We start from the raw sequence: 10,409 nt of genomic DNA, 5'->3' as shown, positions 1-10,409 counted from the left end.
GTACTCGGCAGGCTCGTTACAACGGGAATGCGGGCAGCAGCGCGTGAATGCAAGCGCCGCCGCGCCACTCAGTTCGGCCGCAGCTTGTCCAGGCGATCGGTCAGCGCCACCCAGAACGCCGCGGGCAGCTCGGCGCGCAGCGGAACCGCGTAGTGCCAGTCGTTGCCGAACGCACGGCATTTCACCGCGTCCTTCTCGGTCATCAGTACCGGCAGCTGGCTGCCGAAGGACAGGTCCTGCGGCTGGTAGGCCTGGTGGTCGGCGAACGCATGCGGCACCACGCCGATCCCGCGCGCGCGCAACATGTCGAAGAAGCGCTGGGGATGGGCAATGCCGGCCACCGCATGCACGCGCTGGCCCTTGAAGTACGCCAGCGGACGAGCGCGGCCACCGGCCAGCGGCTGTGCACTGTCGATGTGCAGCGCCATCGGCCACTGGCCGAAGCCACAGGCCTGCGCTGCGGTTTCCTCATCGGCCTGGCCGAGGTTGACCACCCGGAAATCGCATTCGCTGGCGCGGCTGACCGGCTCGCGCAACGGCCCGGCCGGAATCATCCGGCCATTGCCGTAGCGACGCTGCGCATCGACCACTTCGATCTCGATGTCGCGCGCCAGGCGGTAGTGCTGCAGGCCATCGTCGCAGACGATCACATCGCAGCCGGCCTCGACCAGCGCCTTGCCGGCGGCGACACGGTCGCGGTCCACGCGCACCGGCACACCGGTCTTCCAGGCGATCAGCACCGGCTCGTCACCGCCCTTGGCAGTTGGCGTATCGGCCTGCACCCACAGCGGCTTGTCGGCGTCTTCGCGACCATAACCACGGCTGGCCACGCCCGGCTTCCAGCCGGCCGCGCGCAGGCGCTCGACCAGGGCAATGGTCAGCGGCGTCTTGCCGGTACCACCGGCGGTGATGTTGCCGACCACGATGACCGGCACCGGCAGCGAGTGGCGCTTGCGCCAGCCACGCCGATAGGCGCGCCGGCGCAGTGCGGTGACACCTGCGTACAGCGGCGCCAGCAGGCGCATCGTCCACGGAACGGGGCTGCCGTCGTACCAGTACGCCGGGGTCTGGGTACCCTTGCCGGCCATCAGTCCTGCCTTTCGCGGAACTGCATGCTGTGCAGATGCTGGTAAAGGCCGCCCAGTTCGAGCAGCTCCTTGTGGGTGCCACGTTCAACGATGCGGCCATGGTCCATCACCAGCACCTGGTCGGCATGCTCGATGGTCGACAGGCGGTGCGCGATGACCAGCGTGGTGCGTTCCGGCATCAGGCGCTGCAGCGCATCCTGCACCAGGCGCTCGGATTCGTTGTCCAGCGCCGCAGTGGCTTCGTCGAGGATCAGGATCGGCGCGTCGCGCAGGATCGCGCGGGCAATCGCCAGGCGCTGGCGCTGGCCACCGGACAGCAGCGCGCCATTCTCGCCGACCGGGGTCTGCAGCTGCTGCGGCATGCGTGCGATGAACTCCCAGGCATTGGCCGCTTCGGCCGCCGCACGGATCTGCTCATCGGTCGCCTCCATGCCGTAGGCGATGTTGGCCGCGATGGTGTCATCGAACAGCATCACCTTCTGCCCGACGATCGCCACCTGCCGGCGCAGGTCGGCCAGCGGATAGTCATCCAGGGCCACGCCATCGAGGGTGATGACGCCGCCACTGGGCTCGTAGAAGCGCGGAACCAGCCGGATCAGGCTGGTCTTGCCGCTGCCGGAACGGCCGACGATGGCCGTCACCGTGCCCGGCCTGGCAACGAAACTGATGTCGTCCAGGGCAATGCCGCTGTCTTCGCGGTAGCGCAGCATGACGTGGTCGAACGCCAGTTCGCCGCGCACGCGCTGCACGCGGTGCTGGCCCTCATCACGCTCCACCGGCATGTCGAGGATGCCGAACAGGCGCTCGGCGGCGGAGACGCCGCGCGAAATCGAGGTCTGTACGCTGGTCAGTCGGCGCAGCGAGGGAATGATGGCCATCATCGAGGTCATCAGGCCCATGAACTGGCCGGCATTGAGGCGGCCGGCCAGGGCTTCGCGGGTCGACACCCAGACGATCACCGCCAGCGCCAGTGCGGCCAGGAACTGCACCACGCTGGACGCGGCGGCGCGGGTGACTTCGACCTTCATGTTCAGCGCCAGCATGCGGTTGGCCAGGCGCGAGTAGCGCGAGATCTCATGCTGCTGGGTGCCGTGCACCTTCACTTCCTGCTGCGCGGCCAGCGACTGCTCGGCAGTCTGCGCCATCGTGCCCATGCCGTCCTGGATGCCGCGGCTGATGCGACGGTAGCGCTTGCCCACGTAGGACACGATGCCGCCGATCAGCGGCACCACCAGCAGCATCGCCAGGGTCACCTTGACGCTCATCTGCAGCATCACCGCCAGCATCGCGATGATGGTGAGGGTATCGGCGACCACGGTCTTCAGCGCGTCGGCACTGGCCTGGGTGACCTGTTCCGTATCGAAGTTGAGGCGGCTGACCATTACCGGCGTCGCTTCGGTATCGAAGTGCGACGACGGCAGGTGCAGGTACTTCTGCAGCACCTGCTCACGCAGGTCGCGGACCACGCTGCGGCCGGTCTTGGCCAGCGTGTAGTCGCTGACCCAGGTGGCCAGGCTGCGCATCAGGAACAGGCCGAGGATGGTCAGCGGCAGCACCACGGCCGCGCGCGGCTGCGGATCGACGAAACCTTCGTTGACCAGCGGCTCCATCAGCTTGGTGAAGTGGTAGCCGGCGAGGGCTTCGACCACCATGGCGATGACCGCGCCCACCATGAACACCCAGTAGGTGCGGGTGTAGCCCAGCAGACGTTTGTAGATCGGCCACACCGGCGCGTGATGGGAACTCATGGACGCACCTCTGGCGCAGTTGCAATGGCGATACGACGGAAACCGAGCTGACCGAGCGCGTCCTGCGCAGTCACCACGGCCTGGTAGGGAGTACGCGCGTCGGCGCGCAGCAGCACGGGCTGGCTGCGATCACTGCCGGCGACGGCGGCGATGGTCTGCTTGACGGACTCGACATCGCTGCGCAGCACTTCCTGGTCATTGATGAAATAACGGCCTTCGGCGTTGATCAGCACGCTGAGCGAACGCGGCGGCTCGTTGTTGGGCTGCTGGCTGGCGGTGGGCAGCTGCACCTGCAACGTCGAGCGCGCATCGAAGGTGGTGGTGACCACGAAGAAGATGATCAGCACCAGGATGACGTCGATCAGCGGGACCAGATCGATATGCGGCTCATCCTGGGATCGGTCATTGCCGATACGCATCGATCAGGCCTTCGCCGCAGCGGCGTTGGCCGGGCGCGCCGACGGGGACGGGTTCATCACCCCCGGGCGGCCGTCGAGCGTATCCAGCAGGGCGCTGGCCTCCTGTTCCATCTCCACCACGTAGCCGTGGATGCGGCCCTTGAAGTAGCGATGGAACATCAGTGCCGGGATGGCCACGATCATGCCGGTGGCGGTGCACACCAGGGCCTTGCCGATGCCACCGGCCAGCTGGTTCACATCACCCACGCCATGGTCGAGGATGCCCAGGAACATCTGGATCATGCCGATCACGGTGCCGAGCAGGCCCAGCAGCGGGCCGGCCGAAGCGATGGTGCCCAGCGCGTTGAGGAACCGCTCCATGCGGTGCACCAGGTGACGGCCGGTATCCTCGATGCGCTCGCGGATCTGGTCGCGCGGGCGGTTGCGGGCTTCCAGCGCGGCCGCCAGCAGCGCGCCCAACGGCGAGTTGGCACGCAGGGTCTGCAGGTGCGCCGGGTCAAGCTTGCCGCGCGCGGCCCAGTTGCGCACTTCCTGGCCGAGGCCGGGCGGCAGCACCTCCGTTCGCCGCAGGGACCAGAAACGCTCCAGGATGATCGCCAAAGCCAGTACGCCCAACAGCAGCAGCGGCACCATCGGCCAGCCACCGGCCTTGACCAGTTCCCACACGTTTCAACCCTCCGGCCCAACGGCCGCTTGTTCGATCGGCGATAGGATAGCAGCCGACCGCGCCCGCCCAGCGGCATCCCACCACCGGGATGCATGGATGCGCTGTTCACGCAGCTGCAGCCCTTGTGCGCCAAGCCATACGCGGATCGCCCCGGACTCCGCAGTGGACACCACCTCGGCGCCCTGCGCCTGCCAGCGCCGGACCACGTCCTGGCGCGGGTGGCCGAAACGGTTCTGGTGGCCGGCCGAGACCAGTGCCAGCCGGGCTGACACCGCCGCCACCCAGGGCGCGCTGGAACTGCCGCCGCTGCCATGGTGCGGCACCAGCACCACATCCGCCTTCAGCGCCGCCGCAGACGCCCGCAACAGCGCCTGTTCGGCCGGACGGCCGATGTCCCCCGGCAACAGGACCACGCCATGGGCACCGGCCACGCGCAGCACGCAGCTGTCCTCGTTTTCGGCCCGCTGGCTGTCGGCATCCGGGTGCAGCACCTGGAAATCGACGCCGTCCCAGTGCCAGCGCAGGCCGCGCTGGCAACGGCCGGCCCCGGCGATCGTACTTCCCGGCGGCGCCAGCAATGGCAGCCCCGGCAGCTGAAGACGCAGGCTCGGCAGGTTGCCGGCATGATCGAGATCGTCGTGGCTGAGCAGCACCCGCTCGGGCGGGGCCTGGCCCAGGGCCCGCAGTGACGGAACCAGGATCCGCTCGCTGCCCTCGCCCCCGTTCGGCGGCCCCACGTCGTACCAGAGGGCATGCCGCGCAGTACGCAGCAACACCGCCGTGCCCTGGCCGACGTCATGCACCAGCAGCTCCAGCTCTCCCTCGGCCGGGCGCTCACGCGCCGGCCACAGCAGCGGCAGGCACAGCAGCAGGCCAGCCAGCCAGCCCCCGGCACCCCGTGGCAGCAGCCACCAGAACACCCCCAGCAGCGCCGCCGGCACTGCCCAGGCCGGCGCCTCGGCCAGCCACCACATCGCCTGCGGGTGCGCCGCCAGTGGCTGCAGGGCCTGCCAGCTGATCTCGAACAGCCACGCCGCCGCGCGCCACGCCCAGCGCCCAGCGCCGTCGTGCAGCGCCTGCAGGGCGGTGCCCAGCAGCGACAGGGGCACCACCAGCAATGTCCACCACGGGATGACCGGCAGGTTCACCAGCGGCCCCAGCCAGGCGGTGCCACCGAACAAGGCGATGCCCAGCGGCAACAGGCCGACGCTGGCCACCCCTTGTGCGGCCAGGAACCCGCGCAGGTTGGCGGCCACCCCGCGCGGACGTCCCTGCGGCAAGCACCACACCAGCCACAGTACGCCGCCGAAGCTGAGCCAGAAGCCCGCTGACAGCACCGACAGGGGCGCCGGCAGCAGCAGCGCCAGCGCCGCCAGCGCAAGCCCCTGCACGAGACCGAGCGGGCGCCGCCCGCTGCGCGCCAGGGCCACCAGCCCGATCATCAGTGCCGTGCGCACGGTCGGCAACTCACCACCGGCCAGCACCGCATAGCCCGCTGCGGACAGCGCCGCGGCGCAGGCCGCCGCCTGTGGACGTGGCCAATGCCGGGCCAGCAGGGGGTACAGCCACCACAGCCCTCGGCACAGCAACGCCCCCAGCCCCGCCACCACCCCGACATGAAATCCGGAAATGGCCACCAGATGGGTCAGCCCCAGCGCCCGCAGCTGATCCCAATCGGTGTCGGACAGGCCACGCGTGTCGCCCAGGGCGAGCGCCTGCACGAAACGGGCGGCCGGATGGGCCACTTGCAGCGCGATGGCGGCGCTGGTGCGCTCACGCCATGCCGGCAGGCCATGTCCGGCCTGCAGCTCACGCGCGCTGGCCGGCGCCCTCACCGTTCCAGTGCCGGCTACGCCACGCAGCAGCGCATGACGCTCACTGTCAAAACCCCCGGGATTGATCCGCGAGCGAGGGGCCCGCACACGCAGCGCCAGCTGCCACTGCGCACCGGCCAGGACCTGCCTGCGCCGCCCCTCGGCAGCGGCGCTGGACCTGCCTTGCCAGCCGTCGTTCCAGGTGACCTGGAGGCGCTTGCCGCGCAGCGATGGCAGTTCGCGGCTCTCGCTGACCTGCAGCAGGAAGCGGGTGTGCGCGGCCCGATGATCCGGCAGATCGATGACCCGGCCACTGACCACTACATCCCGAGCCGGTTGGCCCGGTGGCAGCTGGTCCTGCATTGCCCAGTGCGCGTGCATCGACGTCCATCCGGCACCGAGCAGCATGACCGCCGGCAGGCGCCCCCGCCATCGCAGGCCCCACCCGGCCATGCCAAGCACGATCATCACCGTGCAGACCCACAGCGGCGGCAGCTGCGACAGCTGCACGCAGCCCAACGCCCCCAGTGTCAGCGCCCCAGCGGTGCCACTGCCCAGCAAGGGAGACGGGGAGCGCTCGATGGCCATGAGGCCAGCCTGCCGCTGCTGGCGGCAAGTTGCCTATCGGGACTTGCCCCGCAAACGCGTCAGCGCCGCGCGCTGCCGCGATGGAAATTGACCCGGAAGCTTGCGCCGCCGCCCGCGGCCTCACCGACACTGACCGAGCCGCCATGGTGCTGCACGATCTCCTTCACCAGGTGCAGGCCAAGGCCACTGCCGCTGCCCGCCGCGCGCAGGCGATGGAACGGCTCGAAGATCGCCTCGCGGTCGCCTACTGGAATGCCCGCGCCCTGGTCGCTGACTTCCAGCAACCCGCGCGTGTCCAACCGCACACAGATGGTGCCACGGCCACCACCATGCACGATCGCGTTGTGTACCAGATTGGCAATCACCCGCCCCAGCGCCAGGCTGTCACCGTGGATCCACACCGGCGCTTCCGGCGCGTCCACTTCGAATCCATAGCCGGCGCCCACCACCAACGGCGCCAGGTCCGCGGCTGCCTCACGCACCAGCAGGGCCAGGTCCAGCCGCTGCAATGCGCCGACATTGCGGTCAAGCCGCTGCAGATCAAGCAGGTGCTCGGCAACATTGCCCAGCCGCGCCACGTCGGTCAGCAACTGCGATTTCAGCTCGCCCTGCGGCAGCTGCGACAGGCGCGCCTGCACCACGGCGATCGGCACGCGCAGCTCGTGCGCTGCGTCGGCAAGGAACTTGTCGCGCGCGGCGTAGCCCTGCTGCACCTTGTCGATGGCATCGTTGAACGCTTCCACCAGCGGCGCCACTTCCGTGGAGACCAGCCGCGCATCCAGCCGCGCACCGGGCTGGCCGATGTCCAGCTCCTTGGCCTGCTGCGCGGAACGGCGCACACCGCGCATGGCACGGTGGATCACGGTCGGCATCACCAGCAGGGTGACCACGATCAGTGGCAGGAAGAACCACAGGCCGATCAGGCGCAGCACCATCAGCGCACCGTCCAGCAGCCCGCCCTTGGGTGCTCCACCGACCATCACGGTGATGCGGCGCCCATCCTCGTTGCGGATCATCACCCGCGCCACGTCCAGGTAGGGCGGTACCAGCGAACCCAGCTCGGTGGCACCCACGGTCGGCAGCCGCGCGAGCATCGGCGCGTGGATCGCGGGGATGGTGCCGCGCTCGAGCCACATGCCCTTGTCATCCACCGCGGCGAACCAGAGATTTCCCCCGGCGTTGGCATCGAGCTTGTCCCAGCGCGCCTGGTCCAGCACCAGGCGGCCGTCTTCGCTGTGCACCGCCTTGGCCACCGCCTCGGCAACGAACATGTCCATGCCCCAGGAGTCCTTGTCTCCCCAGGTCAGGATCAACGCGACCACCGCGAACAGTACGGTGAAGGCCTGCGCCAGGAACAGGCGCCAGGCCAGGCCAAGGGTGATCGAACGGATCGGACGGGCCATCTCAGGCCTCCGCCAGCAGGTAGCCGACGCCCCGTATCACGTGGATCTCGACGCCGGCACCGGCCTGCTGCAGTGCCTTGCGCAGCTTGGAGATGTGCGCGTCGAGCGCATTGGACTGGATCTCATCGTCGAAACCATACACCGCAGCCTCCAACGCACTGCGGGTGACCGTGCGCCCCTGCCGCATCGCCAATGCCTGCAGCACCAGTACCTGCCGACGTGGCAGCGCCAGAGGCTGGCCCTCCACCTGCGCCTGCAGCGATTCGAAATCGAACTCGAGCCGCCCCAGCCGCAGGCTCGGTGTCACCATCGCCGAAGGCCTGCGCGATACCGCGCGGATGCGCGCCATCAGTTCCTCGATCGCCACCGGCTTGACCAGATAGTCATCGGCACCGACGTCCAGGCCTTCGACCTTGTCCGACAGCGTGCCCTTGGCGGTCAGCATGATCACCGCCAGGTTCGGCCGCAGCGCACGCGCCGTCGCGACGAATCCGGCGCCATCGCCATCGGGCAGCTGGCGATCGAGCAGCAGCAGCTGGTGCACCGGTTCGCGCAACGCGAGCGCGGCCTCGGCCAGGCTGCCGACCACGTCGGCGACCACGCCCTGCCGCTCCAGGCCCGATTGCAGGGCGCGGGACAGATCAGGATCGTCTTCGACCAGGAGGATGCGCATCAGGAACTCGTCTGCCGGAAACGCTGCCGATCATAGTGCCTGGCGCCAGGGTTTTGCGCCCATGCGTGCCGATCACGCGGGCGCAATGTTCTGACAATGTTGCCCCCTCACCATGCGCAGCCATCCTCCGCAACGTGGCTGATCGATGCCTTCGCTGTCCCCGACCCTGCTGCGCCCGCTGCTGTTCACCGCTGCCCTCGGCGTGCCGTTGCTCGCCCACGCTGCCGAGCAGAACCCGGGCGTACAGGCCGGCATCAGCGCTGGCGCGACCTCCGGTGCGTACGCGCACTACGACGTCAAACCGCTGGTGGTACCGGCCATTGCCTGGCAGGGCGAGCGCTTCTTCGCCAGCCCCGGCTCGCTGGGCATGTACCTCTACAAGGGCCAGGGACTGCGCCTGTCGGCGGCGGTCACGCCCTACACGCTGCGCTTCAAGACCGACGACGTGAACGATGCTCAGCTGCGCCGCCTGCACAGCCGGCAGATGTCGGCCATGGCCGGCATCAACGGCGAGTACAGCGCCGACTGGGGCATGGTCGAGGCCAGCGTGATGCGCGAAGTGACCGGCCATGGCGGCGGTTTCGAGTCGCGCCTGCATTACAGCTACCCGATCCAGGCGGGTCGCTTCACCTGGGTGCCGCGGGCGGGCGTGGTGCACTCCAGTGCACGGCTGCTCGACTACTACTACGGCATCAGCGATGAAGAAGCCCTGCGCTCGGGCCTTGCCGCCTACCGCCCCGGCAGCACCACGTCGCCGAGCCTGCAGATCGCGGTCAGCACGCCACTGGGCACCAAATGGCGCGCCACCGGCGTGGTGGCCAACCAGTGGTTCGGTGATGCAGTGAAGGACAGCCCGATGGCACGACGTGGCACGCAGACGTCGGCCTTCGTTTCCCTGATGCGCTCGTTCTGAGCGAGCGCCCCCTACGGACAAGGACCCCCATGGCCTCCGTCTCCTCCGCCACCGAAGCCCACGCGATCCTGCGCGCGCCCGACCTGGACAGCGCCGAGCGCGTCTATCTGGGACTGATGCCCGACCTCGAACATGTGAATGCACTGGCACGCCGTGCAGTGGGCCTGTCACGCGTTGCCGACGCGGCACGCGGCTATGCGTTGTCGATGACCCTGGTTGGACTGCGCCTGCAGGAACTGGAGATGGGCGAGCCGACGGCCAGGGAACACCGCCAGGCAACCCTGCGCAGCCTGCGCCAGGCCTTCAGCGCCTGACGGCACACGCACGGACACTGCCGCCGCACCCTTGCCGCGGCACCGTATTCACTGCATCAGCAGCCAAGCCGACGCGGTAGCGTCGCTCAGCGCAGCGTGGTCCACGCCAGCAGCGCGCACAGGATCGCCACCCAGATCACTGCCTTGAACGTGCCTTCCAGCATGTTGCCGCCGAACAGGCGTTCCAGGAACGGATTGGGCCTGGACACCGGGACGTGATCGCTCATGCGGCAGCTCGTTGAAGTGACGGCGCGGTTGCGCGGTAGCGCCGAGTCTACGCCTGCGCGTCCCGGATTCATCGCCGCCTGCCTGCCTTTGGCGGCGCAATCCCCGCCTTCGTCGCAGGCCGGCTGCGGTGCCCGGCCGGCCATGCCAGCCTGCACGCACTTTCCCGCTGGAGCACCGTGCCATGCCGATGCTTGCCCTGGTCCTGCTGTTCTCCAGCCTGTTCGGCGACGGCAGCGGGCCCACCGAGGATGCCCTGCGCAGCCAGATCCTGCGCACCGAAGGACCGCAGGACACGCATGAAGCGCTGCCCCTGCAGCTCTATCACCTGCGCCAGGACCGCGTGCTGCGCCTGGGCAGCCAGCAACTGGCAGGCGACCATGGCGGCAGCCCGCATGCTGCGCTGGCCCGGGCAGGTGTAGTGCAGTTGTGGGAACGCGTCGATGGCCACTGGCGGATCCAGCGTTCGATCACCATCACCCACTGATTTCACGCCACTGAACCTGCAGGAATGTGGCTTCGCGGAAACGCCGGGGTCCTGCCCCCTGGAACGAAAA

At 68.9% G+C, this 10,409-nt stretch carries 11 protein-coding genes; 3 read left to right on the top strand and 8 right to left on the bottom strand.

The genetic code is table 11. From position 1 onward, the window contains the following. Nucleotides 1–68 precede the first annotated feature (68 nt). Genes lpxK through AC5P98_RS03490 form a run of 7 tightly spaced genes read right to left on the bottom strand, consistent with a single transcriptional unit; the run spans nt 69 to nt 8,400 of the window. Nucleotides 69–1,088 (bottom strand): tetraacyldisaccharide 4'-kinase, encoded by a 1,020-nt coding sequence (lpxK, locus tag AC5P98_RS03520; protein WP_049406353.1) that lies wholly within the window; start codon nt 1,086–1,088, stop codon nt 69–71. Next, nucleotides 1,088–2,836, bottom strand: a complete 1,749-nt coding sequence (gene msbA, locus AC5P98_RS03515) for a lipid A export permease/ATP-binding protein MsbA (RefSeq protein ID WP_014646606.1) — start codon at nt 2,834–2,836, stop codon at nt 1,088–1,090. The genes lpxK and msbA overlap by 1 nt, the downstream gene beginning before the upstream one ends. Further along, nucleotides 2,833–3,255, bottom strand: a complete 423-nt coding sequence (locus AC5P98_RS03510) for an ExbD/TolR family protein (protein WP_014036620.1) — start codon at nt 3,253–3,255, stop codon at nt 2,833–2,835. Before AC5P98_RS03510 ends, msbA begins: the two co-directional genes overlap by 4 nt. Before the next feature lie 3 nt (nt 3,256–3,258). Then, on the bottom strand, nt 3,259–3,921 hold the full coding sequence (locus AC5P98_RS03505) for a MotA/TolQ/ExbB proton channel family protein (protein WP_014646605.1): 663 nt from the start codon (nt 3,919–3,921) through the stop codon (nt 3,259–3,261). Between the two features lie 3 nt (nt 3,922–3,924). After that, on the bottom strand, nt 3,925–6,324 hold the full coding sequence (locus tag AC5P98_RS03500; protein WP_049406352.1) for a DNA internalization-related competence protein ComEC/Rec2: 2,400 nt from the start codon (nt 6,322–6,324) through the stop codon (nt 3,925–3,927). A gap of 59 nt (nt 6,325–6,383) precedes the next feature. Next, nucleotides 6,384–7,727: a sensor histidine kinase gene (locus AC5P98_RS03495; protein WP_014646603.1), complete on the bottom strand. Its 1,344-nt coding sequence runs from the start codon at nt 7,725–7,727 to the stop codon at nt 6,384–6,386. 1 nt (nt 7,728) lies between these two features. Continuing rightward, a complete protein-coding gene (locus AC5P98_RS03490; protein ID WP_005415973.1) occupies nt 7,729–8,400 on the bottom strand; it encodes a response regulator transcription factor in 672 nt (223 codons plus the stop codon). Nucleotides 8,401–8,545: 145 nt separating this feature from the next. Between AC5P98_RS03490 and AC5P98_RS03485 the strand changes: the two genes are divergently transcribed. Further along, on the top strand, nt 8,546–9,313 hold the full coding sequence (locus AC5P98_RS03485) for a MipA/OmpV family protein (RefSeq protein ID WP_032960877.1): 768 nt from the start codon (nt 8,546–8,548) through the stop codon (nt 9,311–9,313). 29 nt (nt 9,314–9,342) lie between these two features. Further along, nucleotides 9,343–9,627: a hypothetical protein gene (locus AC5P98_RS03480; RefSeq protein WP_014646601.1), complete on the top strand. Its 285-nt coding sequence runs from the start codon at nt 9,343–9,345 to the stop codon at nt 9,625–9,627. 86 nt (nt 9,628–9,713) lie between these two features. Here the strand turns inward: AC5P98_RS03480 and AC5P98_RS03475 are convergent, their stop codons facing one another. Further along, nucleotides 9,714–9,854, bottom strand: coding sequence for a hypothetical protein (locus tag AC5P98_RS03475; RefSeq protein WP_162838510.1), 141 nt, complete (start codon nt 9,852–9,854; stop codon nt 9,714–9,716). 182 nt (nt 9,855–10,036) lie between these two features. On the opposite strand from AC5P98_RS03475, the gene AC5P98_RS03470 reads away from it, so the two are divergent. After that, nucleotides 10,037–10,339, top strand: a complete 303-nt coding sequence (locus tag AC5P98_RS03470) for a hypothetical protein (RefSeq protein ID WP_049406347.1) — start codon at nt 10,037–10,039, stop codon at nt 10,337–10,339. The last annotated feature ends 70 nt before the right edge of the window (nt 10,340–10,409 follow it).

It is taken from the genome of Stenotrophomonas sp. YJH_SMC_135, from assembly GCF_059372355.1.
Note: the sequence above shows the minus strand (reverse complement) of the source record. Positions and strands in the feature narration are given on the sequence as shown.